Annotated in this window: 25 protein-coding genes; 13 read left to right on the top strand and 12 right to left on the bottom strand. The window is 63.7% G+C overall.

Features of this window, described 5'->3' with window-relative positions; translation table 11 throughout:
• Positions 1–72: 72 nt before the first annotated feature.
• Genes IAE38_RS21505 through arsC form a run of 3 tightly spaced genes read right to left on the bottom strand, consistent with a single transcriptional unit; the run spans position 73 to position 1434 of the window.
• Complete coding sequence (locus IAE38_RS21505) at positions 73–486, bottom strand: DUF2069 domain-containing protein (RefSeq protein ID WP_201164758.1); 414 nt, start codon at positions 484–486, stop codon at positions 73–75.
• Complete coding sequence (wrbA, locus tag IAE38_RS21510) at positions 479–1084, bottom strand: NAD(P)H:quinone oxidoreductase (protein WP_028635028.1); 606 nt, start codon at positions 1082–1084, stop codon at positions 479–481. The genes IAE38_RS21505 and wrbA overlap by 8 nt, the downstream gene beginning before the upstream one ends.
• Positions 1081–1434 (bottom strand): arsenate reductase (glutaredoxin), encoded by a 354-nt coding sequence (gene arsC, locus IAE38_RS21515; protein WP_028635029.1) that lies wholly within the window; start codon positions 1432–1434, stop codon positions 1081–1083. Before arsC ends, wrbA begins: the two co-directional genes overlap by 4 nt.
• A gap of 85 nt (positions 1435–1519) precedes the next feature.
• Between arsC and IAE38_RS21520 the strand changes: the two genes are divergently transcribed.
• Positions 1520–1984, top strand: a complete 465-nt coding sequence (locus IAE38_RS21520) for a TlpA disulfide reductase family protein (RefSeq protein ID WP_201164760.1) — start codon at positions 1520–1522, stop codon at positions 1982–1984.
• Between the two features lie 67 nt (positions 1985–2051).
• Here IAE38_RS21520 and IAE38_RS21525 read toward each other — a convergent pair whose 3' ends face one another.
• The 4 genes from IAE38_RS21525 to IAE38_RS21540 are packed head-to-tail and all read right to left on the bottom strand — an operon-like array spanning position 2052 to position 6725.
• Complete coding sequence (locus IAE38_RS21525; RefSeq protein ID WP_201219181.1) at positions 2052–2456, bottom strand: META domain-containing protein; 405 nt, start codon at positions 2454–2456, stop codon at positions 2052–2054.
• Complete coding sequence (locus IAE38_RS21530; protein WP_201219182.1) at positions 2453–2890, bottom strand: hypothetical protein; 438 nt, start codon at positions 2888–2890, stop codon at positions 2453–2455. The genes IAE38_RS21525 and IAE38_RS21530 overlap by 4 nt, the downstream gene beginning before the upstream one ends.
• Positions 2891–2921: 31 nt before the next feature.
• Positions 2922–3911: a 2-hydroxyacid dehydrogenase gene (locus IAE38_RS21535; RefSeq protein ID WP_201219184.1), complete on the bottom strand. Its 990-nt coding sequence runs from the start codon at positions 3909–3911 to the stop codon at positions 2922–2924.
• A gap of 60 nt (positions 3912–3971) precedes the next feature.
• A complete protein-coding gene (locus IAE38_RS21540; protein WP_201164764.1) occupies positions 3972–6725 on the bottom strand; it encodes a response regulator in 2754 nt (917 codons plus the stop codon).
• Positions 6726–6916: 191 nt separating this feature from the next.
• Here IAE38_RS21540 and IAE38_RS21545 point away from each other — a divergent pair, with 191 nt between their 5' ends.
• From IAE38_RS21545 to IAE38_RS21575, 7 genes are all read left to right on the top strand, one after another.
• Positions 6917–7636, top strand: coding sequence for a response regulator transcription factor (locus IAE38_RS21545; RefSeq protein WP_201219186.1), 720 nt, complete (start codon positions 6917–6919; stop codon positions 7634–7636).
• A gap of 3 nt (positions 7637–7639) precedes the next feature.
• Positions 7640–8998, top strand: coding sequence for a sensor histidine kinase (locus tag IAE38_RS21550; RefSeq protein WP_201219187.1), 1359 nt, complete (start codon positions 7640–7642; stop codon positions 8996–8998).
• Between the two features lie 111 nt (positions 8999–9109).
• Positions 9110–10009, top strand: coding sequence for a cysteine synthase CysM (gene cysM / locus IAE38_RS21555; protein WP_028635037.1), 900 nt, complete (start codon positions 9110–9112; stop codon positions 10007–10009).
• Positions 10010–11368 (top strand): 23S rRNA (uracil(1939)-C(5))-methyltransferase RlmD, encoded by a 1359-nt coding sequence (rlmD, locus tag IAE38_RS21560; RefSeq protein ID WP_201219188.1) that lies wholly within the window; start codon positions 10010–10012, stop codon positions 11366–11368.
• A 99-nt stretch (positions 11369–11467) separates the two neighbouring features.
• Positions 11468–13708: a GTP diphosphokinase gene (relA, locus tag IAE38_RS21565; RefSeq protein ID WP_028635039.1), complete on the top strand. Its 2241-nt coding sequence runs from the start codon at positions 11468–11470 to the stop codon at positions 13706–13708.
• Positions 13709–13832: 124 nt separating this feature from the next.
• Positions 13833–14666, top strand: coding sequence for a nucleoside triphosphate pyrophosphohydrolase (gene mazG / locus IAE38_RS21570; RefSeq protein ID WP_201219190.1), 834 nt, complete (start codon positions 13833–13835; stop codon positions 14664–14666).
• A gap of 26 nt (positions 14667–14692) precedes the next feature.
• A complete protein-coding gene (locus IAE38_RS21575; protein WP_201164769.1) occupies positions 14693–15232 on the top strand; it encodes a DUF2058 domain-containing protein in 540 nt (179 codons plus the stop codon).
• Positions 15233–15275: 43 nt separating this feature from the next.
• Here the strand turns inward: IAE38_RS21575 and IAE38_RS21580 are convergent, their stop codons facing one another.
• The 4 genes from IAE38_RS21580 to purM all read right to left on the bottom strand — a co-directional run bounded on the left by IAE38_RS21580 (position 15276) and on the right by purM (position 18091).
• Complete coding sequence (locus IAE38_RS21580; protein ID WP_028635042.1) at positions 15276–15458, bottom strand: hypothetical protein; 183 nt, start codon at positions 15456–15458, stop codon at positions 15276–15278.
• Positions 15459–15660: 202 nt separating this feature from the next.
• On the bottom strand, positions 15661–16371 hold the full coding sequence (locus IAE38_RS21585; RefSeq protein WP_060481733.1) for a DUF3108 domain-containing protein: 711 nt from the start codon (positions 16369–16371) through the stop codon (positions 15661–15663).
• A gap of 8 nt (positions 16372–16379) precedes the next feature.
• Entirely contained in the window at positions 16380–17033 is a 654-nt protein-coding gene (gene purN / locus IAE38_RS21590) for a phosphoribosylglycinamide formyltransferase (RefSeq protein WP_028635044.1), read from the bottom strand.
• A complete protein-coding gene (purM, locus tag IAE38_RS21595; protein WP_201164770.1) occupies positions 17033–18091 on the bottom strand; it encodes a phosphoribosylformylglycinamidine cyclo-ligase in 1059 nt (352 codons plus the stop codon). Before purM ends, purN begins: the two co-directional genes overlap by 1 nt.
• Before the next feature lie 348 nt (positions 18092–18439).
• Here purM and IAE38_RS21600 point away from each other — a divergent pair, with 348 nt between their 5' ends.
• From IAE38_RS21600 to IAE38_RS21620, 5 genes are all read left to right on the top strand, one after another.
• Positions 18440–19492, top strand: a complete 1053-nt coding sequence (locus IAE38_RS21600; RefSeq protein ID WP_201164771.1) for a DUF2066 domain-containing protein — start codon at positions 18440–18442, stop codon at positions 19490–19492.
• Between the two features lie 11 nt (positions 19493–19503).
• Positions 19504–20577: an AI-2E family transporter gene (locus IAE38_RS21605; RefSeq protein WP_201164772.1), complete on the top strand. Its 1074-nt coding sequence runs from the start codon at positions 19504–19506 to the stop codon at positions 20575–20577.
• A 141-nt stretch (positions 20578–20718) separates the two neighbouring features.
• Positions 20719–21426 carry a DnaA regulatory inactivator Hda gene (gene hda, locus IAE38_RS21610; protein WP_060481729.1) on the top strand — a complete coding sequence of 236 codons (708 nt, stop codon included), beginning with the start codon at positions 20719–20721 and terminating at the stop codon, positions 21424–21426.
• A gap of 127 nt (positions 21427–21553) precedes the next feature.
• Positions 21554–22198 (top strand): C40 family peptidase, encoded by a 645-nt coding sequence (locus IAE38_RS21615; RefSeq protein WP_028635049.1) that lies wholly within the window; start codon positions 21554–21556, stop codon positions 22196–22198.
• A 138-nt stretch (positions 22199–22336) separates the two neighbouring features.
• Complete coding sequence (locus IAE38_RS21620) at positions 22337–22873, top strand: C40 family peptidase (RefSeq protein ID WP_028635050.1); 537 nt, start codon at positions 22337–22339, stop codon at positions 22871–22873.
• Between the two features lie 6 nt (positions 22874–22879).
• Here the strand turns inward: IAE38_RS21620 and IAE38_RS21625 are convergent.
• The coding region (locus IAE38_RS21625) for a PQQ-dependent sugar dehydrogenase (protein WP_201219191.1) at positions 22880–24094 on the bottom strand (1215 nt) is incomplete at its 5' end.

Consider the following 24094-nt stretch of genomic DNA (forward strand, 5'->3'; position numbering starts at 1 on the left):
GCCCCCCCCCCCCCCCCCCCCCCCCCCCCCCCCCCCCCCGCGGGGGGGGCCCCCCCCCCCCCCCCCCCGACCTTATCCCCCTTCACCCGCCATGCGCCGCTCATGCTGGAATTTCCAGCGCACAAACAGCAACGCGGCAATGAACAGCCCCAGGCTGATCAGCACTTCGGCCCAGCCAAACACCGCCCGCCCCGGGTCGAACGCGGCCAGTACGCCCTTGATGAAGTAGATGTTCACCACGAAGCATGTCCAGGCATGGGCCCGTGCGCTGCCTAGCAGCATGCCGGGCAGCAGCAACAGCAACGGGATCAGCTCAATCGCCAGGATCACGCCGACTCGCGCGCCGTGGAGGTTGGCGAACCACAGGTTGTTCACCACCAGCAGGGCGATCAGGCCGAAGAACAGTGCCAGGCTCGTTGCCCGCGCCAGGCGCAGGCGCGGCGCCAGCCACTCCAGCGGCGGCAGCACCTTGGGCTTCCTAGCCACGCGCAGCCTCCAGGGCCTTGGCAGTGGTCGCCAGACGTTGGCCCAGGGCACGGCACAGGGCGATTTCGTGGGTGTCCAACTCGCGCTTGCCGTCGGCGCCAGCATGATGGCTGGCACCATAGGGGGTGCCACCGCCACGGGTTTCCAGCAGTGCCGACTCGCTGTAGGGCAGCCCCATCACCAGCATGCCGTGGTGCATCAGTGGCAGCATCATCGACAACAGGGTGGTCTCCTGGCCGCCGTGCAAGCTGGCGGTGGAGGTGAACACACCAGCGGGCTTGCCCACCAGTTCACCGCCCAGCCACAGGCTGCTGGTGCCATCGAGGAAGTATTTCAACGGTGCTGCCATGTTGCCGAAGCGGGTAGGGCTGCCCAGCACCAGGCCGGCGCAGTGGCGCAGGTCGTCCAGGGTGGCGTACAGGGCGCCGCTGGCTGGGATGTCGGGCGCTACCGCTTCGCACTCGGTGGAGATGGCCGGCACGGTGCGCAGGCGCGCCTCCAGGCCTGCCAGTTCGATGCCACGGGCGATATGCCGGGCCATCTCGCTGGTGGCGCCATGGCGGCTGTAATAGAGCACCAGGATGTAGGGTTCGCTCACGGCAAAATCTCCAGCACATGCTCAGGTGGGCGGCCGATCACGGCCTTGTCGCCGGCCACCAGAATGGGCCGCTCGATCAGCTTGGGGTGGCTGACCATGGCTTCGACCAGTTGTGCGTCAGTGAGTGCGGGGTTGGCCAGGTTCAGCTGTTTGTATTCGTCTTCGCCGGTGCGCAGCAGCCCGCGCGCGCCAATGCCCAGCTTGCCCAGTACGGCCCGCAAGGTGGCAGCATCGGGAGGTGTTTCCAGGTAGCGCACCACGGTGGGCGCCAGGCCGCGGGCCTCGAGCAGTTCCAGGGCGGCGCGGGATTTCGAGCAGCGCGGGTTATGATAGAGCGTCAGGTCGGTCATGTGGGGTCGCATCCAGCAGGGTGTGGCGGCTATTCTAACCGCAGCGACCGCCCCATTTGCTCTAAAACTCGAGAAGGATTGACCCATGGCAAGGCGTCTGGCAGCAGTACTGGCCATCACCGCAAGCTTGTTGCTCGGTGGTTGCGGTGCCGATTATGGCGTGGACCAACACGGTAATGCAGTGAAGGCCGAGCAGCTTGACGGCCACTGGCTGGTGCTCAACTACTGGGCAGAATGGTGCGGGCCGTGCCGTACCGAAATCCCTGAACTGAACGCTGCGGCCAAGCAGTGGGCGGCTGACGGTGTCAGGGTGGTGGGGGTGAACTTCGATGGCTTGCAGGGCCAGGACCTGAAGCAGGCAGCCGACACCCTGGGTATTGGTTTCACCGTACTGGCCCAGGACCCGGCCGAGCGTTATGACCTGCCACGCAGCGAGGCGCTGCCGGTGACCTACATCATCGATGACAAGGGCAAGGTGCGCGAGCAACTGCTGGGCGAGCAGACCTTGGAGGGCTTGCAGGCGAAGATCAAGGCGTTGAAGGGCGCGTAAATCGGGCGGGCCGCGCATTACCGAGCCGGCACGCGTGAGCACCGCTCAGCGTGCGGCCCACCACCCATCACCCTTCCTCGGGCCACAAGCGCAGCGGCTTGCCCTCGGCAGGCCACAGGCGCAGCTGGTCCACAGGGGACATGTCCCAGCGCTGGACTGTTTCCAGCGCCTGCAGGAAGCGCTTTTCCTGCTCCATCAAGGCGGGTGCGCACAGCTTGCGGGTTTTGCCCACATGGCCGAAGCTCAGGCGCTCACCGTCAAGGGTGTAGGGTGCAAACCAGTGGTTGCACCCGGCGTTGCCGTAGGCACGGCCGTCGCTGGCCAGGGTCAGGGTCAGGTGGCTGTCGTCGATCAGTGGGCGCTCGCCGATCCACTCAAGCACATAGCTGCGCTCCTGTTGCAGCTTGGCAGGCTGTGCGGCGCAGCCAAGCAGGCCGGTGGCGATCAGCACGCCGGTCAGCAGGTTTTTCACTGGGCAACCCCCTGGCAACGCGGGCACAGGTGCTTCTCGTCGCGGCTTACCCAGCCCAGCTCGGCGATACGGGCACTGGCAGCAGGCTGGCGGGCTTTCTTGCCCTGCTTGGCGTCCACGGCGAATTCGAAATCCAGTACTGCCGCGCAGCTGTTGCACTCAACCTGCCAGTTGAGGATTTCCAGTTCGTTGAACGCTGGGCCGCTGGCCACGGCGACCCATTGGCCGCGTGGGTTGATCAGGTGGCGTACGCTTTCGACGGCCAAGCGCATGGACAGGTCCTTGCTGCCCTTGAGGGTCACCAGCAAGGTGTCGCCTTTGTGCATCGAGCCGCCGTTGCCTGTGACCTGATAGCGGCCCGGCACCAGTGCGCGGCACTCGATCAGGGTGTGTTGCGGGTTGAAAAGCGTGTAGCGGAAATCGTGTTCGACCATGGGTCCTCCAGAAATGCCGCGTATCCTAGCACTAACCCACCACCAGGTTCTGCGGATTGCCCGCCGCCCAGCGGTTGATGTTTTCCAGCGTGGTCTCGGCAATGGCCGCCAGTGCCTCACGGGTGAGGAAGGCCTGGTGGGCCGTGATGATCACGTTGGGGAACGTCAGCAGCCGCGCCAATACGTCATCCTGCAGCGGCAGGTCGGAGCGGTCCTCGAAAAACAGCTGGGCTTCTTCTTCATACACGTCCAGGCCCAGGTAACCGAGCTGGCCGCTTTTCAGCGCGTCGATCAGCGCTGGGGTGTCCACCAATGCGCCGCGCCCGGTATTGATGAGCATGGCGCCGTGCTGCAACTGCGCCAGGCTCTGGGCGTTGATCAGGTGGTGGGTGCCTTCGGTCAGCGGGCAGTGCAGGCTGATGATATGGGCCTCGTGCAGCAGCTCGGGCAGCGGTAGATAGCGAGCGCCCAAGGCCAGTAGGTCAGGGTTGGGGTACGGGTCGTAGGCCAGCAGCTGGCAGCCGAAGCCAGCCATGATACGGGCAAAGGCGGCGCCGATCTGCCCGGTGCCAACCACGCCGACGGTTTTACCGTGCAGGTCGAAACCGGTCAGGCCATGCAGGGTAAAGTCTCCCTCACGGGTGCGGTTATACGCGCGGTGCAGCCGGCGGTTCAGCGCCAATACCAGCGCTACCGCATGTTCGGCCACGGCGTGGGGCGAGTAGGCCGGCACACGTACCACGGCCAGGCCCAGGCGCCGTGCGGCGGCCAGGTCGACATGGTTGTAGCCGGCAGAGCGCAGGGCGATCAGGCGCGTGCCACCGCTTGCCAGGCGTTCGAGCACCGGCGCAGCCAGCTCGTCATTGATGAATGCGCAAACCACCTCATACCCTTGTGCCAGGGTAGACGTGTCGAGGGTCAGGCGGGCGGGCTGGAAGTGCAGATCCGCACCGTAATGCTGGGCGGCCCGCGAAAAACTCTCCTGATCGTAATGCTGGCAACTGAACAGCAGTGCACGCATGTCTGGCTCCTTGTGTGTCCGTGGCCAACGGCGTGGAATGCTGCCCGTCGGCAATTAACCTCAGCCGGTCGACCGGGCCTGTGCAGCCAAGCGAACGATTGCGCTGTCCAGTTCATCCAGGGCTTGGGTTGCCTGTGTACTGTCCTGCTTCAGCAAGGTTTCGCTGCGCTGGCAGGCCGCCCGTAGCTGCGGCACACCGCAATAACGGGAGGCGCCGTTCAAACGGTGCACCTGTTCGATCAGCGCAGTGCGGTCCTGGGCATCGCGGGCAGCGCGTATGGCCCTGCGGTCATCATCCAGCGCGGCCAGCAGCATGCTCAGCATGTCTGCTGCCAGGTCTGCCTTGCCGGCCGCCAGGCGCAGGCCTTCTTCGTGGTCCAGCACCTTCAGTTCATCGGCGTTGGGTGGCAGCTCGGCCTGGGCCTGCTGGGGCGAACCCAGGCTGAGCCCGGTCCACTTCATCACCACCTGGGCCAGTTGCCGCTCGCTGATCGGCTTGGTCAGGTAGTCGTCCATGCCGGCGTGCAGCAGGGCGCGTTTTTCGTTGGCCATGGCGTGGGCGGTAAGGGCGACGATTGGCAGTGGGTTGCCACTCTGGGTGTTTTCCCACAGGCGAATCTGTTCGGTGCAGGCCCGGCCATCCATGCCGGGCATCTGCACGTCCATCAGCACCAGGTCGAAGGGTTGGTCCTGTACGGCCTGAACGGCAGCGTAGCCGTTGTCGACCGCCACCACCCTGGCGCCCAGGTCCTCGAGCAGAGTCTGCACCAGCAGCAGGTTGGCCGCGTTGTCGTCCACGCAGAGAATCTTTGGCTGGTGTTGGCCGTGAAGTGGGCTGGTTTCATTTTGCGGCCGACGCGGTTGCACCATCTCCAGCAGCAAGCGGCGCAGTTTGCGGGTGCAGGAGGGTTTGGACAGCAGTTGGCCGTGCCCGTTGGACAGGTAAGGGTGATACAGCGCTTGCTCGGTGGTGGGGCACAGCACCACGCACTGGCAGTGGTGGCGTTCGAGTTGCTGGTAGTACTCGCCCAGTTGCTCGGGCGAAAGGGTGCCCAGGTTGGCGCCCATCACCGCGAAGTCGAACGGCTGCCCCGCCTGGCTCGCGGCCTGCACTGCCTGCACCAGCTGATCGTAGGACGCGAACTGGCTGACGCTCAGCCCGCAGTCCTGCAACTGGTGGTCCAGTGCCTGGCGCGCCAGTTCATGGCCATCGACGATGGCGGCCCGGCGGCCGAGCAAGGGTTGCAGCGGCAGCGCTTCGACATCGTCGTGGGCTTTGGGCAGGTTCAGGCTTATCCAGAACTGCGAGCCTTCCCCAGGCGTGCTGTCAACGCCAATTTCGCCGCCCATCTGCTCGATCAGGCGTTTGGAAATCACCAGGCCCAGGCCGGTGCCGCCGGGTTGCCGGGCCAGTGAGTTGTCGGCCTGGCTGAAGGCCTGGAACAGGGTGCGCACATCCTGGGGCGACAACCCGATGCCGGTGTCCTGCACACTGATGCGCAACTGCGCGCTGTCCTCGTGTTCGTCTTCGAGCATGGCGCGGACCACGATCGTGCCTTCGCGGGTGAACTTGATGGCATTGCTGACCAGGTTGGTGAGGATCTGCTTGAGCCGCAGCGGGTCACCGATCAGCGACGATGGCGTATCCCGGTAGATAAGGCACAGCAGCTCCAGCTGTTTGGCGTGGGCGGCCGGGGCCAGGATGGTCAGGGTGTCCTGGATCAGGTCGCGCAGGTTGAACGGAATGCTGTCGAGCACCAGCTTGCCGGCCTCGATCTTGGAGAAGTCGAGAATCTCGTTGATGATGCCCAGCAAGTTGTCGGCAGATTTTTCGATGGTGTTCAGGTAGTCCACCTGGCGCGGCATCAGCTCGCTTTTCTGCAGCAGATGGGTGAAGCCCAGGATGCCATTGAGCGGGGTGCGGATTTCGTGGCTCATGTTGGCCAGGAACTCCGACTTGATCCTGCTGGCCTCCAGGGCCTCCTTGCGCGCCATGTCCAGTTCGATGTTCTGGATCTCGATGGTTTCAAGGTTCTGGCGTACGTCCTCGGTGGCCTGGTCGATGCTGTGCTGCAGCTCTTCATGGGCATTGTGCAGGGTTTCGGCCATGCGGTTGATGCCCCGGGCGAGTTCATCCAGTTCATGGCTGCCCATGGCCGGAAGGCGTTCTTCCAGGTGCCCGTCCTTGAGCTGGTTGACTGCATGCTTGATGCGTTCGATAGGGTGGTTGATGGCACGGCTCATGCGCAGTGCCAGCAGCCCGCTGAGTACCAGGCAGGCGAGGATCAGCAGCAGGGTGGTGAACAGGTTGCGGTAGCCCCGTAGCAGTGTGCCGTCGTGGGACAGTTCGATCTCTACCCAGCCCAGCAAGCGTTCGGCTTCGGCCGGCACCGCTTCAGTGGCCAGGTCACGATGGTGGCCGAAGACCGGCATCAGGTAACGGGTGGCGTCGTTGCCCGTGCGTTGCAGCAGCTGCGTGCCGCTGCCGCCGCTGGGGGGCTGGTTGAGCATGCTGGGGCCGGCATGGGCCAGCCGTGTGCGGTCCGGGGCGAGGAAGGCGACGGCACGCACGTCGGGCTGCTCCAGGGTCTGGGCAGCGATGCGTTCAAGTTGCGCGGGCGCCGGCCGCGCCATGGCGGGTGCCGCCAAAGGCGCCAGTTGCTCGGCGAGCATCTTGCCGCGTTGCAGCAACTGCGTACGCAGGTCGCTTTGTTGCAGCCAGGTAAAGTAGCTGCCCAGTACCAGCGCCATCAGCCCGGCCGGCAGCAAGGCCAGCAGAAGCACCCGGCTGCGAATCCCCAAACGATCGAGCACACCGCCTCCTGTCATGTGCCTGGACACCGTCGCGTATGACGGCCAAGGGGCGACGTTACTCCGCCTGCCAGGCTAATGCACCTGTTTAGTCGGTGTTTTTGCCTTCTGTGGCCAAGCTGCACGGGATGCAGTTGCCTGTCGCCTACGGGATGCTGAATAATCTGGCAATTGAGAATAAATGGCAGTTGCCAATGAATCTTGTAGCGACGCCCAGCCCCGCCATCCTTGCCATCGAAGACGACCCTGTACTGGGCGCCTACCTCCACGAGCAATTGCAGCGCGGCGGCTTTCAGGTCACCTGGTGCCGCAATGGCCTGGAGGGCCTGGAAACGGCCAGCCGCCGGGTCTTCGATGTCGTGCTGCTCGACATCCTGCTGCCCGGGCTCAACGGGCTGGAAGCCCTGACCCAGCTGCGCAGGCAGGGCGCCACGCCGGTCATCCTGATGTCGGCGCTGGGCGCCGAGGCTGACCGTATCGTCGGTTTCAAGCGTGGCGCGGACGACTACCTGCCCAAGCCGTTCAGCATGGACGAATTGCAGGTGCGTATCGAAGCGATCCTGCGCCGCGTGCGCCTGGAGCGCTGCCACCGGCCGCAGCTACAACATACGGATCGGGGCGAACTGGAGTTCGACGAGGCGCACCTGGACGTTCGCCTGGCCGGCTGCGCGGCGGGCCTGACACCCAGCGAATACCGGCTGCTGGAAATGCTGACCCGTAACCCCGATGAGGTGCTGAGCAAACCCTTCCTGTACCAACAGGTGCTGCAGCGGGGCTATTCGCAGCATGATCGTAGCCTCGACATGCACGTCAGCCAGCTGCGCCGCAAGCTCAAGGGCATCGGCTACGAAGGGCGGCAGATCCGTACTGTCTGGGGCAAAGGCTACGTGCTCAGCGCCCTTGAGGTGCAGTAGGCCGTGCTCGACCGGCACTCGCTGTTCTGGAAGCTTGCCATTCTGCTGGTGGGCTTCTGCCTGCTGATGATCGGGCTCAGCTTCACCTGGGGCCGGCATATGGAAACCCGCAACGCCTACCTCGACGAGCCTGCGCGTGCAGCGTTGCGCGCCTATGCGGCCGAAGCTGAGCACGCCTGGCGCAGCGGTGGGCGTGAGGGCCTGGACCGTTGGGTGGCGCAGATGCACCGGCGTGAGCACGGCTGGGTGGGTGTGCTGGATGCCAACCTGCGGCCGCTGGACAGCGCCACGCTCGATGCACAAGCCCTGCAGCGCCTGACCCGCCTGCGGGGGGTTGACTGGCCCATGAGCAGGCGCAGCGTCGACCAGCCGTGGATGCGTGTTCCGTTCCCGGGCGCCGCAGAGCAGGCCATGCTGGTCATCGAGCTGCCACAGCGCTTCAACCCAGGCCAGTACCTGCTGCTGTGGCGCATCCTCACCAACGGTATCATCCCCGGGCTGTTCACCCTGCTGCTGTGCGTGGGCCTTTACCGCATGCTGATCGTGCCGCTGAACCAACTGCGCGAGCAGGCCAATGCCTGGCGCGCCGACCAGCTGTCGGCACGCCTGGCACCACGCCTACTGGCCCGTCACGACGAACTGGGCGAACTGGCGCGGGCATTCGACCAGATGGCTGAACGCTTGCAAGGCACCGTGGCTATCCAGCAGCAGTTGCTGCGTGACCTGTCCCACGAGATGCGCACGCCCCTGAGCCGCTTGCGCGTGGCCTGCGACAGCGAGCCCGAGCTACAGGGGTTGCGCGAGCGCCTGAGGCGAGAAGTGGACTGCATGCAGCAGTTGGTCGAAGGCACCTTGCAGTTGGCCTGGCAGGACGCCGAGCGCGCGCCGATGAACCTGGAGCCCATCGAGGTGCAGGCGCTGTGGGACCTGCTGGCCGAGAACGCCTGCTACGAGTGCGGCTGGTCACCCGCCCGCCTGCACTGTGAGGTGCCCGCGGGCTGCTGGGTGCAGGGCAACCTCAATTATCTGGCCCAGGCGCTGGAGAACCTGCTGCGCAACGCCATTCGTCACTCGCCCCCCGAGGGGGTAGTGCGTCTGGGTGGGCGCAGGGAGGCGGGGTTCTGGTGGCTGTGGCTTGAAGATGAAGGTGGCGGAGTGGCCGAACAGGACCTGGAGCGCATCTTCGCGCCGTTCTCCCGGCTGGATGGCTCGCGGCCCGGTGACGGCGGCTTTGGCCTGGGCCTTAGCATCGCCCGCAGTGCCATCCAGCGCCAGGGCGGCACCCTGTGGGCGCGCAATGGGCCGCGTGGGTTGCGCCTGTGGCTGCGCTTGCCAGCGCATGCGCCAGGCCGAAATCAATGACTGGGCATTTGATATAGCGTGTAGCTATATGCACCACAGATTGCGTGATATGGCGCGCAAGGGTTTGCCGGTATGATAGGCGCCCCTGCCGCCTGGATTGTGAAGCACACCATGACCTTGCAGTACCCAACCATCGCCGATTGCGTCGGCAATACGCCTCTGGTTCGCCTGCAGCGCCTGGCTGGCCAAACCAGCAATACCCTCCTGCTCAAGCTTGAAGGTAACAATCCTGCCGGCTCGGTGAAAGATCGCCCGGCGCTGTCGATGATCGCCCGGGCCGAACTGCGCGGCCAGATCAAACCCGGCGACACCTTGATCGAAGCCACCTCCGGCAATACCGGTATCGCCCTGGCGATGGCGGCAGCGATCAAGGGTTACAAGATGATCCTGATCATGCCCGACAACTCCACCGCCGAGCGCAAGGCCGCCATGACCGCCTACGGCGCCGAGCTGATCCTGGTGACCAAGGAAGAAGGCATGGAGGGTGCCCGGGACCTGGCCGAAAAGCTTCAGGCCGAAGGCCGTGGCCTGGTGCTGGACCAGTTCGCCAACGGCGACAACCCGATTGCCCACTACAACAGCACGGGCCCCGAAATCTGGCAGCAGACCCAGGGCACCATTACCCATTTCATCAGCTCCATGGGCACCACCGGTACCATCATGGGCTGCTCGCAGTACCTCAAGGAGCAGAACCCGGCGGTGCAGATCGTCGGCCTGCAACCGATGGAGGGCTCTGCCATCCCCGGTATCCGCCGTTGGCCAGAAGAGTACCTGCCGAAAATCTTCGATGCCGCCCGGGTTGATCGCGTCGTCGACATGTCCCAGCAGGAAGCCGAAGAGACCATGCGCCGGCTTGCCCGCGAAGAGGGCATTTTCTGCGGCGTGTCCTCCGGTGGTGCGGTGGCCGCCATGCTGCGTCTGTCCCGCGAAGTGGAAAATGCCACCCTGGTCGCGATCATCTGCGACCGTGGCGACCGCTACCTGTCCACTGGCCTGTTCGATCACAGCTAAATGTCCAAGAAAAAGAGCAACAGCGGCCTGCGCTTCCAGCCAGCCGGCGGTAACCGCAGCCCCCAGGTACCTGTGGGCAAGAAGCAGCAATTAACCGTGGAGCGCCTGGCCGGCGACGGCCGAGGCATTGCCTTTCATGACGGGCGTACCTGGTTCGTCAGTGGCGCCCTGGCAGGTGAGGTGGTCGAGGCGCGGGTGCTCAGTGCCCGCGGCAAGGTGGTGGACGCGCGCCTGGAGCGGCTGCTGCAAGCCAGCCCCGAGCGCCGCGAGGCGCCGTGCCGGCACTATGCCCGCTGCGGCGGGTGCAACCTTCAGCACCTGCCCCATGCGGCGCAGCTGGCGCTGAAACAGCGCACCCTGGCCGAACAGTTGCAGCGGGTGGCCGGCGTGCAGCCCGAGCAGTGGGCGGCGCCGCTGAGCGGGCCGGAGTTCGGCTACCGGCGCCGTGCGCGGGTGGCCGTGCGCTGGGACGTGAAGGCGCGGCACCTGGAGGTGGGGTTGCGCGCCGAAGCCAGCCAGGACATCGTCGCCCTCGACGATTGCATGGTGCTGGTACAGCCCTTGCAGTCGATTCTGCGGCATCTGCCAACCGTGCTGCGCTCGCTGGGCAAGCCGCAGGCGCTGGGGCATGTGGAATTGTTCAGCGGCACTGCCGAGGCGGTGCTGGTACGCCATGTGGCGCCGTTGCCTGCCGAAGACCTGGCTCGGTTGCAGGCCTTCTGCGAGCAGGCCAGCGCTCAGTTGTGGCTGCAGGGGGAGGATGAGCCTGCCCCGGTGGTGCAGGGTGCACCCTTGGGCTTTGCCTTAGCGCCCTGGCAATTGGAGCTCGCCTGGCGACCAAGGGACTTCGTGCAGGTCAACGCCCAGGTCAACACGGCGATGATCGAACAGGCCCTGGCCTGGCTGGCACCGCAGGCTGACGAGCGGGTGCTGGACCTGTTCTGCGGGTTGGGCAATTTCGCCCTGCCACTGGCCCGCCAGGCGCGTGAGGTGGTAGCAGTTGAAGGCGTGCAGGCCATGGTCGACAGGGCCGCCGCCAACGCCCGAAGCAACAATGTGCATAACGCACGGTTTTTTCAGGCCGATTTATCGCAGCCTTTGGCCGGCTCCGGATGGGCCGCCGAAGGCTTTTCTGCGGTACTCTTGGACCCACCGCGTGACGGTGCATTCGAGGTGGTGCAAGGCATCGCCCGCCTCAAGGCCAAACGGCTGGTCTATGTATCGTGCAACCCGGCAACGTTGGCGCGAGACGCGCAGGTGCTGGTTGGGCAGGGGTACCGGTTAAAAAGGGCCGGGATTCTCGACATGTTTCCTCAGACGGCACATGTCGAGGCCATGGCGTTATTCGAAGCGGGCTAGCATGCTGCTGGCCCCTTGGTACGGCTTTCAAGGATTGGCAGCCGTGCGGTGATTGCCAGTGCATCCGTGGGGTGCGCTGTATGGAAAGGTAGAACAAAGATGGTACAGGTGAGAGTGCACCAGCCGGTCAACACCGACGGCAGTATCAATCTCGAAGGGTGGTTGGACCACGTGGTGAGCGTCGATTCGGCACTGGACCGCGCTGCGCTGAAAGACGCCTGCGAGTTTGCCCTGGACGTCGAGAAGAAGGGCAACCCTGCCAAGCATTCCTGGGCAGACGGTACCTCCAGCTTTCAGGCCGGGCTTGAAATCGCCGAGATCCTCGCGGACCTCAAGCTCGACCAGGACTCCCTGGTGGCAGCGGTCATCTATCGGTCGGTACGTGAGGGCAAGGTGACCTTGGCCGAGGTCAGCCAGCGCTTCGGCCCGGTGGTTTCCAAGCTGATCGACGGCGTGCTGCGCATGGCTGCGATCAGCGCCAGCCTCAGCCCCCGGCAGTCGCTGGTGCTGGGCTCCCAGGCGCAGGTCGAGAACCTGCGCAAGATGCTCGTGGCCATGGTCGACGATGTGCGCGTGGCGCTGATCAAGCTGGCCGAGCGCACCTGCGCGATACGTGCAGTCAAGGGTGCCGACGACGAGAAGCGCCTGCGGGTTGCCCGCGAGGTGTTCGACATCTATGCCCCCCTGGCACACCGCCTGGGCATCGGCCACATCAAGTGGGAACTCGAGGACCTGTCCTTCCGTTATCTCGAGCCCGATCAATACAAGCAGATCGCCAAGCTGCTGCACGAGCGTCGGCTGGACCGCGAGCGCTTCATCAGTGATGTGATGAACCAGTTGCAGAACGAGCTGCTGGCCACGGGCGTGAACGCCGATATCAGCGGCCGGGCGAAACACATCTATTCCATCTGGCGCAAAATGCAGCGCAAGGGCCTCGAGTTCAGCCAGATCTACGACGTGCGTGCCGTACGTGTACTGGTGCCGGAGGTTCGTGACTGCTACACCGCGCTGGGTATCGTGCATACGTTGTGGCGGCACATCCCCAAGGAGTTCGACGACTACATCGCCAACCCCAAGGAAAACGGCTACCGCTCGCTGCATACGGCGGTAATCGGCCCTGAGGGCAAGGTCCTCGAGGTCCAGATCCGCACCCACGGTATGCACGAAGAGGCTGAGCTGGGGGTGTGCGCCCACTGGCGTTACAAGGGCACCGACGTAAAGTCTGGCTCCAACCATTACGAAGAAAAGATTTCCTGGTTGCGCCAGGTGCTGGAATGGCACGAAGAGCTGGGTGATATCGGCGGCCTGGCCGAACAACTGCGGGTGGATATCGAGCCGGACCGGGTCTACGTGTTCACCCCGGACGGCCACGCCATCGACCTGCCCAAAGGCGCCACGCCGCTGGACTTCGCCTACCGGGTGCACACCGAGATCGGCCACAACTGCCGGGGTGCCAAGATCAACGGGCGTATCGTGCCGCTCAACTACAGCCTGCAGACCGGCGAGCAAGTCGAGATCATCACCAGCAAGCACGGTAACCCGAGCCGCGACTGGCTGAACTCGAACCTGGGCTACGTGACCACTTCACGGGCGCGGGCCAAGATCGTGCACTGGTTCAAGCTGCAGGCACGTGACCAGAACGTCGCCGCCGGCAAGACCCTGCTTGAGCGTGAGCTAAGCCGGTTGGGCCTGCCTCAGGTGGACTTCGAGCGCCTGGCCGACAAGACCAACGTGAAGACGGCAGAAGACATGTTCGCGGCACTGGGTGCCGGCGACCTGCGCCTGGCGCACCTGGTCAATGCTGCCCAGCAACTGCTTGAGCCCGAGCGCATCGAGCAGATCGAGCTGGTCCCGCGCAAACCGAGCGGGCCGCGCGGTGGCAAGCGTGGCGATATCCAGATCCAGGGCGTCGGCAACCTGCTGACGCAAATGGCAGGCTGCTGCCAGCCGCTGCCGGGCGATGCCATCGTTGGCTACATCACCCAGGGCCGTGGCGTGAGCATCCACCGCCAGGACTGTGCATCGGTGCTGCAACTGGCGGGCAAGGAGCCCGAGCGCATGATCCAGGTGAGCTGGGGCCCGATCCCGGTGCAAACCTACCCGGTGGACATCGTCATCCGCGCCTATGACCGCCCGGGCCTGCTGCGCGATGTGTCCCAGGTGTTGCTGAACGAGAAGATCAACGTGCTGGCGGTCAACACCCGCTCCAACAAGGAAGACAATACCGCGTTGATGTCGCTGACCATCGAGATTCCAGGCCTGGACGCGCTGGGGCGCCTGCTGGGGCGGATCTCGCAGTTGCCGAACATCATCGAGACGCGGCGTAATCGTACCCCTTGAGACCGCGGCGCCTGCTTCGCGGGTAAACCCGCTCCCACAGGTAACGTACAGATTTCAAAACCTGTATCCATCCTGTAGGAGCGGGTTTACCCGCGAAGAAGCCACCGCCGAAGGACCTGCCTACATGACCTACACCCTCGAAGACCTGCTGCACCTCATGGCCCGCCTGCGCGACCCGCAGTACGGTTGCCCATGGGACCTCAAGCAGAACTACGCGAGTATCGTCCCCCATACCCTCGAAGAGGCCTACGAGGTCGCCGACACCATCGAGCGCGGTGATTTCGAGCACCTGCAAGGTGAGCTGGGCGACTTGCTGTTCCAGGTGGTCTACTACAGCCAGCTGGCCCGGGAGGAGGGGCGTTTCGAGTTCGATGGCGTGGTCGACAGCATCACCCGCAAGCTGATTCGTCGCCACCCGCATGTATTCCCTACCGGCGAGCTTTATGCGCCGCTGGATACCCCCAGCCTGAGCGAGGCCCAGGTCAAGTCCCGTTGGGAGGAGATAAAGGCCGAGGAGCGGGCCGAGAAAAGCACGCCCGAGCAGCTGTCGCTGCTCGATGACGTGCCGTCAGCCTTGCCGGCCCTGTCCCGGGCAGCCAAACTGCAAAAGCGCGCCGCCACGGTTGGCTTCGACTGGCCGGCAGCGTTGCCGGTGCTGGACAAGGTGCGTGAAGAACTGGATGAAGTGTTGCAGGCCATGGCCGACGGTGACGCCGATGCGTTGGAAGACGAGGTGGGCGATTTGTTGTTCGCTGCCGTCAACCTGGCGCGGCACCTCAAGCAAGACCCGGAAAATGCCCTGCGCCGCGCCAACCGCAAGTTCGAGCGACGTTTCCGTTTTATCGAGCAGGCATTGCGCGGCAGTGGCACCCCTATTGAAGAGTGTAACCTTGACGCGCTTGACGCCCTTTGGGGTGAAGCCAAGCGTCAGGAAAAGAACCTGCCCAGCTGCGGCTGAGCTGTTGCATAAGTGAGTGAACATTCATGAGCCTTTCCCTTCGCGACCAATTGCTCAAAGCCGGTCTGGTCAACCAGAAACAGGTCTCCCAGGCCAACAAGGCTGAGAAGAAACAAAAACGCCTGGAACACAAAGGCCAGGTAGAGGTAGACGACACCCAGCAGCGCCAAGCCAAGGAAGCGATGGCCGAGAAGGCCAAGCGTGACCAGGAGCTCAACCGCCAGCAGCAGGAAAAGGCCGAGCAGAAAGCCCGTGCCGCGCAGATCAAGCAGTTGATCGAAGCCACCCGCCTGCCGAAGCTCACCACCGAGGACTACTACAACTTCGTCGATGACAAGAAGGTCAAGCGCATTGCGGTCAATGCGCTGATGCGCAGCAAGCTGAGCAATGGTGCGCTGGCGGTAGTGTCCCATGGGGGCGGCTACGAAGTGATTCCGCGTGAAGCGGCACTGAAGATCCAGGAGCGCGACCCGCACCGGGTGTTGCTGCTCAACACCCATGTGGAGGAAGCCGACGATGATGACCCGTATGCGGCCTACAAGATCCCGGATGACCTGATGTGGTAACAGCAAAAACCCCGCCTTGGCGGGGTTTTTCGTTCAAGAGGGGTCATTGCGTGGTGCGCTGCTTTTCCTGGTCTTCCAGCTCGACGCGGTACTGCTGTGCTTCGTGTTCGTTATGGAACATCCCAACCAGTTGACCTTGTTGGTGCACGTCCCAGATCCGCACGCCAGCGGCCAGGCCTTCATGGGACATTTTCGATTCGTCGCGTTCGGTTACTTGGACTGTCATCGGTAAACTCCACATTTTCAGTTGGCTGCGACAGTGTGTCGCACACCCCCTTTATAGAGTTTGTTAGCAGGCTAAGTAAATAAAATCGCCATGAAACAAGTTTCATGAAGCCTGCTTGTGGCGCTTCGGCGCCCGCCCCAGCATCGTCCCATAAAAAAGCCCCGCGCAAGGCGGGGCTCCAGTCACTCAAGACAAGCCCGGCTCAGTTACCCTTTACTGCCTTGCCATCGACCGTACCATCCTGCAGCACGATCACGTATTCCTTGCCGTCAGTTTCGACCTGACGCAGTTGCACCAGCAGGTAATCCCAGTTCTTGGCGAACCACAGCTCGGTGATGCGCTTGCTCTGGCTGGGGTCACGTACCCGCTCGACCTTGACCGCATCCACCTGGCCGGTCTTGGTGGTGACCTTTTCGGTGCCCAGTACGCGGAAGTCGTAGGTGTCGATCTCGTCGCCGTCGACCACCTGGTAGGTCATGCTCTTCTTGCCCGCGGCCACATCATGCTGCAGCGCCAGCTGATACGACGACTTGTCGAGTACGCCGCGGTTCAGCGGCAGGGTGATGGCATCGCCACGGTCGGTACCGGTCACCTTCTTGGCGGCCCAGTCGAAGTTCAGGTCGACCTTCTTCGCCTTGCCCAGGCCACCCCGTTCAAAGTGGTACTGCTGGGGCAGCAGGGTATCGTTGTCCTGGCGCAGTGTGCTCTGCTCGGTCAGGCTGGCAATCATCATGGACGCCTTGAAGTTCAGGCTCCACGTGCCATTGGCATTCTTGACCAGGCTACGTTCAGCGGTACCGCTCATGGGCAACTGCTTCCAGTCGGCGGTGTAGCTGGCCGAAAACGGCTTCAAGTCTGCTGCCTGTAGGGGCAGGGCAAGCACGGCTAGAGCCAAGAGCAAGGCACGACGCATAAAATCTCCTAGGATCGAATCAAGTGACCGCTGGCCGACAGGGGCTGGCCATCCAGTAATGCACCTTGTTCGCCAAGACGCAAGCGCCCTTCGGCAAACCAGCGCACTGCCAGGGGGTAGACCAGATGTTCCTGACAGTGCACCCGCTGGGCCAGCGTTTCGACGGTGTCATCGGCGGCTACGGGCACAACAGCCTGTACGACCAGTGGCCCCCCATCGAGTTCCTCGGTCACGAAATGCACACTGCAACCGTGTTCCGCATCACCGGCTTCCAGCGCCCGGCGATGGGTATGCAGGCCTTTGTACTTGGGCAACAGGGACGGATGGATGTTGACCAGACGCCCCTGGTAATGGCGCACAAAGCTGCCGCTGAGGATACGCATGAAGCCAGCCAGCACCACCAGGTGGGGTTCGAAACCGTCGATGCACGCCATCAGCGCAGCGTCGAAGGCCTCACGGCCTTCGTACTGGGTGTGGTCGAGCACGACATGTTCGATGCCCGCCGCGGCGGCGCGCTGCAGGCCAAAGGCATCGGCACGGTTGGAAACCACCCCGCAGATGCGCACTGGGTTACCCGGGGCCTGGCAGCTGTCGATCAGGGCCTGCAGATTGCTGCCGGAACCCGACAGCAGTACCACGACATTGCAGAACGCGTTCGGCATCAGTGTGCCTTGAGGTTTTGCAGCTCGACCTGGGCTGCGCCCTCAGCAGCTTCGGTGATGTGGCCGATGACCCAAGGCTGCTCGCCAGCGGCACGCAGTTCAGCCAGGGCGGTTTCGACCTGGTCTTGCGCCACGCAGATCACCATGCCGACGCCGCAGTTGAGCACGCGGTGCATTTCGTGTTCGTCGACGTTGCCTTTTTCCTGCAGGAAGTCGAACACTGCCGGGCGCTGCCAGCTGGCCACGTCGATCACTGCCTGGGCGTTGGCCGGCAGTACGCGTGGAATGTTGTCCAGCAGGCCGCCACCGGTGATGTGGGCCATGGCCTTGACTGCACCGGTGTTCTTGATCAACTGCAGCAGCGGCTTGACGTAGATGCGGGTTGGCGCCATCAGCAGGTCGGTCAGGGGCTTGCCGCCCAGCTGGGTGCTTTCGACGTCAGTGGCCGATACTTCGAGGATCTTGCGGATCAGCGAGTAGCCGTTGGAGTGTGGGCCAGAGGACGGCAGGGCAATCAGGGCATCCCCCGTGGCCACCTTGGAGCCGTCGATGATCTCGGCCTTTTCCACCACGCCCACGCAGAAACCGGCCAGGTCGTAGTCTTCGCCTTCGTACATGCCGGGCATTTCGGCGGTTTCACCACCGACCAGCGAGCAGCCGGCCAGCTCGCAACCGGCGCCGATGCCGGTGACCACAGTGGCGGCCACGTCGACGTTCAGTTTGCCGGTTGCGTAGTAGTCGAGGAAGAACAGCGGTTCGGCGCCGCATACCACCAGGTCGTTCACGCACATGGCGACCAGGTCCTGGCCGATGCTGTCGTGCTTGTTCAGGTTCAGTGCCAGGCGCAGCTTGGTGCCGACGCCGTCGGTACCGGAGACCAGCACCGGCTGCTTGTAGCCGGCCGGGATCTCGCAGAGGGCGCCGAAGCCGCCCAGGCCACCCATGACTTCAGGGCGTGCGGTGCGTTTTGCCACGCCCTTGATGCGTTCGACCAGTGCTTCGCCGGCGTCGATGTCTACACCGGCGTCCTTGTAGCTCAGGGAGGGTTGCTTGCTCATTGATCCAGGCCTTTAGAGGGAGGGATTCGTAGAAACGACCGTGATGGCCAGGGCTGGCTGCCTGATGGCGGCCGCCTGAACTTCAGTGGTCTGTGAAGGCGCGCGATTTTATCAGGGTTGCCGGGCAGCGGCCATCCTCACGCCGACGGGCAGGGCGGGAAATTGCTAAAAAACGTTTGGGGTGTTGATGCGGTGTCTCGAAAGCTTCAAGCTTCAAGCTTCAAGCTTCAAGCTTCAAGCTTCAAGCCAGGCCCGTACCGCATCCTGCTTGCAGCTTGCAGCTTGCAGCTTGCAGCTTGCAGCTTGCAGCTTGCAGCTTGCCGTCGCTCTGTCCGAGAAGGATACCTCATGCGTTTCTTGAATTTTCTGGTAGCGGGTTGTCTGGGGCTCATGGCAAGCGTTGCCCAGGCTGAGAACGTCGCTGGCCTTTATCAGGTGCGCGAGCAGGTGGCAGGGCAGGGGGCCGAGGCGCGTAACGCGGCGACCGCTCAAGCCTTCGATACCTTGGTACTGCGCCTGACCGGCGACCCGAAGGCTGTACAGAGCCCCGGGCTTGCCGGGTTGCGCAAGGACCCACAGCAAATCATCAATCAGGTGGGCAGCGATGCAGGCCCGCCCGAATCGGTGATGGTCGAATTCGACCCTGGCAGTACCGAACGTGCCCTGCGCAAGGCCGGCCTGGCACTGTGGGGCAGCAACCGCCCGTCTATCCTTGGCTGGTGGCTGAACGACAGCGCCGAGGGTAGTAACCTGGTCGGCGATGGCCAGCCCAGCGCCCAGCCCTTGCGCCAGGCAGCCCAGCACCGTGGCCTGCCCTTGCGCCTGCCGCTGGCCGACCTGCAAGAGCAGTTGGTGGCCAACGCCAAACAGATCGACGCCAGCAAACCCGGCCCCCTGCGCGAAGCGTCCGAGCGGTACGGTGCCGACGCCTTGCTGGCCGTTCACGCCCAGGAAGCGGACGGCAAGTGGCAGGGCAAATGGCAGCTGTGGCTGGGGGACCAGCACGAGCAGGGTACTGCCGAGGGCGCCGCCCCTGAGGCATTGGCTGACGCCGTGATGCTGGCGGTGAGTAACCGCCTTGCGCCGCGCTACGTCACCCGCCCCGGTGCCAGCAGCCAGTTGCTGATGCAGGTAGAAGGCATGAACCTGCAACGCTACGCCGAACTGGCTCGCATCCTTGAACCCTATGGTGCTCACCTGCAACTGGCAGAAGGTACCACCTTCACCTATGCAGTCACGGCCAACCGCGAGCAGTTGCGTGCCCAGCTGGGTCTTGCGCGGCTGCAGGAGCTGCCGGCCGACCCCGCGCCTGCCAGCACCACACCGCCAGCCTCGGCAGGGCAGCCCGCCCCTGACCCAGCAGTGCCCAAATCTTTCGATGGCTTGCGTTTCCGCTGGTAAGAGGCTTCATCATGACTGACATGCGTCGCTGGATCTGGCTGGGCTTGGCACTGCTGCTCATCGTGCTGCTGTATAGCCTGCACAATATCCTCACCCCGTTTCTGGTCGGCATCCTGCTGGCGTACCTGGCAGACCCCCTGGTCGATCGCCTGGAGCGCATGGGCATGTCGCGCACCTGGGGCGTGGTTGTGGTGTTCGGCCTTGTCACTTTGGTAATGCTGGCCTTGCTGCTCGTGCTGATCCCGATGCTGGCCAAGCAACTGGTTCGGCTCTACGAGCTGGCGCCCCAGGTGCTGGACTGGCTTGAACATGTTGCACTGCCCTGGGTACAGGGGCGCCTCGGGCTTGCAGATGGCTTCTGGAAGTTCGACAAGATCAAGGCGGCCATCGGCGCGCACATGGGCCAGACCACCGACATCGTAGGTGTGGTGCTGTCCCAGGCAACGGCCTCCAGCCTGGCCTTGATCGCCTGGCTGGCGAACATGGTGCTGATCCCGGTGGTGGGCTTTTACCTGCTGCGCGACTGGGACGTGATGATGGCCAAGTTGCGCAGCCTGCTGCCGCGCCAGAACGAACCGAAAATCGTCGAGCTGGCCGGTGAGTGCCATGAGGTGCTGGGCGCGTTTGTACGCGGGCAGTTGCTGGTGATGGTCGCCCTGGGCTTCATCTATTCAGCCGGCCTGATGCTGGTTGGCCTGGAGTTGGGCCTGCTGATCGGCATGATGGCCGGGCTGGCGGCCATTGTGCCGTACATGGGCTTCATTATCGGTATTGGCGCAGCGCTGGTGGCCGGGTTGTTCCAGTTCGGTGGCGACCTTTATCCCATGCTCGGCATCGTGGCGGTGTTCATGGTGGGGCAGGCGCTGGAGGGTATGGTGCTGACCCCGTTGCTGGTAGGGGATCGCATTGGCCTGCACCCCGTGGCAGTGATTTTCGCGATCCTGGCTGGCGGTGAACTGTTCGGTTTTACCGGCGTGTTGCTGGCGTTGCCGGTTGCAGCGGTGATCATGGTACTGCTGCGGCATATGCACGACCTGTACAAGCAGTCGGATATGTACGACGCAGACGTCGACCCTGAGCTGTAGCCGAGTTTGCCCGTGGCAGGCTGCAAGCCTTTGATTTTGCTTGCACTCTGCCCGGGTGTGATTGTGCACCCTGCGTTGCAGGTATAGACTTTGCCGACTGTTCACTAAAGGCCCCTGTGGTCCCGCCGACCGCCCGCGAGCATGAAACCACCGATCCAGTTGCCCCTGGGTGTGCGCCTGCGCGATGACGCCACCTTCATCAACTATTACCCGGGCGCCAATGCTGCGGCGCTGGGGTATGTCGAGCGTCTTTGCGAAGCAGACGCCGGCTGGACCGAGAGCCTCATCTACCTGTGGGGCAAGCAGGGCGTTGGGCGTTCCCATCTGCTGCAGGCCGCCACTCACCGCTTTCAGCAACGTGGCGAGCCTGCGGTGTATCTGCCCCTGGCGCAACTGCTGGAGCGCGGCATCGGGCTGCTCGATTACCTCGCCCAGTACGAACTGGTGTGCATCGATGACCTGCATGTCATCGCCGGCAAGCCGGACTGGGAAGAGGCGATGTTCCACCTGTTCAACCGCCTGCGTGACAGCGGCCGCCGCCTGCTGCTGGCCGCGTCTGCCTCCCCCCGCGAATTGCCCATCAAGCTCCCCGACCTCAAGTCGCGCCTCACCCTTGCCCTGGTGTTCCAGATGCGTGGGCTGTCCGACGAAGACAAGCTGCGTGCCTTGCAACTGCGGGCATCGCGCCGGGGTCTGCACCTCACCGATGAAGTCGGGCACTTCATTCTCACCCGTGGCGCGCGCAGCATGAGCGCGCTGTTCGACCTGCTCGAACGCTTGGACCAGGCCTCCCTGCAGGCTCAGCGCAAGCTCACCATCCCGTTTCTGAAAGAAACCCTCGGCTGGTAACCCCCTGAAAACGCTGGGCTAGAGCGGCCTCACAGAAAAGTCACATCTTTTTCGATAAAATTTGCAAATCGCCATCATAGAGGGCATAGTTCCACCCCACTAAAGGATTACAGACACGGTTGTGCCCATGCTCAAGCGCTTCGCACCCCTCGTGCCACTCGCACTCGTGACCCTGCTTTTTGGCTGCGCGGCCCAAGGCCCAGCTTCTTATTCGCAGCCCCAGGATCACACCCCGGTCGCCGTACAGCCGGCGATCAAGGCCAAAGCCTCGTCGTCGTCGGTGTTCGGCGAACCGCAAGAAGTGGCCACTGAAGATGACCTGGAGGCTTTCTCCAGCAGCAAGCCCTACCAACTGCCGGTTCTGGCCGACAGTATTCTGGAGCGCGGCATGTCGTTGATCGGCACCCGCTACCGCTTTGGTGGTACCTCGGAACAGTCCGGCTTCGATTGCAGTGGTTTCATCGGCTACCTGTTCCGCGAAGAGGCTGGCATGACCCTGCCACGCTCAACGCGTGAAATGATCAACGTCGATGCACCCAAGGTTGCGCGCAACAAGCTCAAGCCAGGTGACTTGCTGTTCTTCAGCACCAATGGCCGAGGCCGCGTCAGCCATGCCGGTATCTACCTGGGTGACAACCAGTTCATCCACTCCAGCAGCCGCCGCAGCGGTGGCGTACGCATCGACAGCCTCGGTGACCGTTACTGGAGCAAGACCTTCATCGAAGCCAAGCGTGCCTTGGCCATGGCGCCGACCAGCATCGCGCGCAACTGAGCACGTGATATACCCTGCCACGGCGGCGTTGCTTTTCAAAAAAAGCTCGCCGCCGTGCGCATTTACAGAAAACGTCTAATCTAAGTTCTCAACTCTTTTCGGCTGCGGCCCAGCGACCTCAGACAGGATGTTTTGGCCATGACAACGATGGCGCGCTTCGCATTGCTTTCCCTGGCAGCCCTTCTGGCTGCTTGCTCCAGTCGGCCACCGGCACCTGCGCCGGTGGTGGTTCAGCCACGGGTCGTGTACAGCCAGCCAAGCGCTTCGCCCGTCGCCGATGACGTGCTCATCCGCGCGATCGGCCTGGTGGGTACGCCCTACCGTTGGGGCGGCAACACCCCGGACTCTGGCTTTGACTGCAGCGGCCTCATCAAGTACGTCTACCGCGATGCCGCCGGTATCAGCCTGCCGCGCTCCACGCGGGAGATGATCGTCATGCAAGCGCCAACGGTAGATGCCAAGTCCCTGCAGTCCGGGGACCTGGTGTTCTTCGCCACAGGGGGTGGGTCGCAGGTCAGCCATGCGGGCATCTATGTGGGCGACGGGCGCTTCGTGCACGCCCCGTCCACCGGTGGCACCGTGCGCCTGGACTACCTGTCCAACAGCTACTGGGCAAAGGCTTACTTGCAGGCCAAGCGGGTAATTCAGCAGGGACACCTGGCGCAAAACCCCTGAGCATGCTCAGGGGGCTTTGCTGACCCGCCATATGCTGTTGCCCACATCGTCAGCCACCAGCACACCACCGTGGCTGTCCTGCACGACGCCGACCGGTCGGCCCATGGCGTTACCCGCCTGGTCGAGGAAGCCGGTCAATAGGTCCACGGGCGGGCCGGCCGGTGTGCCGGCGCTGTCGAACGGTACGAAGATGACTTTGTAGCCACTGTAGGGCCGCCGGTTCCACGAGCCGTGCTGCCCTACCAAGGCACCTTGGCCAAACCTCGACGGCAACACACCCTGGTCGACAAAGGCCAGCCCGAGGGACGCGGTATGGGGCCCCACTGCGTAGTCGGGCGCTATTGCCTTGCTGACTTTGGCAGGGTCTTGCGGCTGCACCCGCTTGTCCACATGTTGCCCGTAGTAACTGTATGGCCAACCGTAGAACCCGCCTTTTTTCACAGACGTGATGTAGTCCGGTACCAGGTCACTGCCGATTTCATCGCGCTCGTTGACCGCGGTCCACAGGGCGCCACTGCCTGGCTGCCACGCCAGCCCGTTAGGGTTGCGCAGGCCGCTGGCATAGATCCAATGCTTGCCGGTGGCCGGGTCTACCTCCCAAATCGCAGCCCGTCCAGCTTCTTTCTCCAGACCGTTTTCGCCCACGTTGCTGTTCGAGCCCACGGTCACGTACAGCCGTTTGCCGTCCGGGCTGGCGATCACGTTTTTTGTCCAGTGATGATTCAAGGGGCCAGCAGGCAGTTCGGTCACCAGCTCGCCTGCACCCGCAACCTGCTGCATACCGGGTTCGTAGTGAAAGCGCAGCAGTTTGTCCGTATCAGCCACGTAAAAGTCGTTGCCCACCAACGCCATGCCGAAGGGTGAATTGAGCCCTTCTATAAAGGCCGTGCGGGTTTCAGCTACACCGTCATGGTCGGCGTCGCGCAGCAGCGTGATGCGGTTGCGGCTGGGCACTGCTGCGCCTGCACGTTTCATGGCTAACCCCATGGCCCAACCACGTATGCCGCGACTGTCCTCGGGCTTGGCGGGCGCATTGGTTTCCGCCACCAGGACATCGCCATTGGGCAGTACGTAGAGCCATCGGGGGTGGTCCAGCCCTGCAGCAAAGCGGGTCACGTGCAAGCCTGGTGCTGCCTGAGGCATCACCCCCTTGGGCCAGCCGGTGGCCGGTGCGATGTTGACGGTGGGGAACAGGGTTGCAGCGGGGGGCGGGAGTTGCGG

This window comes from Pseudomonas sp. S32, from assembly GCF_016648095.1.
Lineage (GTDB): Bacteria > Pseudomonadota > Gammaproteobacteria > Pseudomonadales > Pseudomonadaceae > Aquipseudomonas > Aquipseudomonas parafulva.

What these genes read in the sequence shown, in the direction of transcription:
- arsC (WP_028635029.1), bottom strand. Translation starts at nt 1,434, where the DNA reads ATGACCGACCTGACGCTCTATCATAACCCGCGCTGCTCGAAATCCCGC.
- IAE38_RS21530 (WP_201219182.1), bottom strand. Translation starts at nt 2,890, where the DNA reads ATGGTCGAACACGATTTCCGCTACACGCTTTTCAACCCGCAACACACC.
- hda (WP_060481729.1), top strand. Translation starts at nt 20,719, where the DNA reads ATGAAACCACCGATCCAGTTGCCCCTGGGTGTGCGCCTGCGCGATGAC.
- IAE38_RS21535 (WP_201219184.1), bottom strand. Translation starts at nt 3,911, where the DNA reads ATGCGTGCACTGCTGTTCAGTTGCCAGCATTACGATCAGGAGAGTTTT.
- IAE38_RS21620 (WP_028635050.1), top strand. Translation starts at nt 22,337, where the DNA reads ATGACAACGATGGCGCGCTTCGCATTGCTTTCCCTGGCAGCCCTTCTG.
- rlmD (WP_201219188.1), top strand. Translation starts at nt 10,010, where the DNA reads ATGTCCAAGAAAAAGAGCAACAGCGGCCTGCGCTTCCAGCCAGCCGGC.
- IAE38_RS21520 (WP_201164760.1), top strand. Translation starts at nt 1,520, where the DNA reads ATGGCAAGGCGTCTGGCAGCAGTACTGGCCATCACCGCAAGCTTGTTG.
- IAE38_RS21605 (WP_201164772.1), top strand. Translation starts at nt 19,504, where the DNA reads ATGACTGACATGCGTCGCTGGATCTGGCTGGGCTTGGCACTGCTGCTC.
- IAE38_RS21615 (WP_028635049.1), top strand. Translation starts at nt 21,554, where the DNA reads ATGCTCAAGCGCTTCGCACCCCTCGTGCCACTCGCACTCGTGACCCTG.
- purN (WP_028635044.1), bottom strand. Translation starts at nt 17,033, where the DNA reads ATGCCGAACGCGTTCTGCAATGTCGTGGTACTGCTGTCGGGTTCCGGC.
- IAE38_RS21600 (WP_201164771.1), top strand. Translation starts at nt 18,440, where the DNA reads ATGCGTTTCTTGAATTTTCTGGTAGCGGGTTGTCTGGGGCTCATGGCA.
- IAE38_RS21545 (WP_201219186.1), top strand. Translation starts at nt 6,917, where the DNA reads ATGAATCTTGTAGCGACGCCCAGCCCCGCCATCCTTGCCATCGAAGAC.
- cysM (WP_028635037.1), top strand. Translation starts at nt 9,110, where the DNA reads ATGACCTTGCAGTACCCAACCATCGCCGATTGCGTCGGCAATACGCCT.
- IAE38_RS21580 (WP_028635042.1), bottom strand. Translation starts at nt 15,458, where the DNA reads ATGACAGTCCAAGTAACCGAACGCGACGAATCGAAAATGTCCCATGAA.
- IAE38_RS21575 (WP_201164769.1), top strand. Translation starts at nt 14,693, where the DNA reads ATGAGCCTTTCCCTTCGCGACCAATTGCTCAAAGCCGGTCTGGTCAAC.
- relA (WP_028635039.1), top strand. Translation starts at nt 11,468, where the DNA reads ATGGTACAGGTGAGAGTGCACCAGCCGGTCAACACCGACGGCAGTATC.
- IAE38_RS21585 (WP_060481733.1), bottom strand. Translation starts at nt 16,371, where the DNA reads ATGCGTCGTGCCTTGCTCTTGGCTCTAGCCGTGCTTGCCCTGCCCCTA.
- purM (WP_201164770.1), bottom strand. Translation starts at nt 18,091, where the DNA reads ATGAGCAAGCAACCCTCCCTGAGCTACAAGGACGCCGGTGTAGACATC.
- mazG (WP_201219190.1), top strand. Translation starts at nt 13,833, where the DNA reads ATGACCTACACCCTCGAAGACCTGCTGCACCTCATGGCCCGCCTGCGC.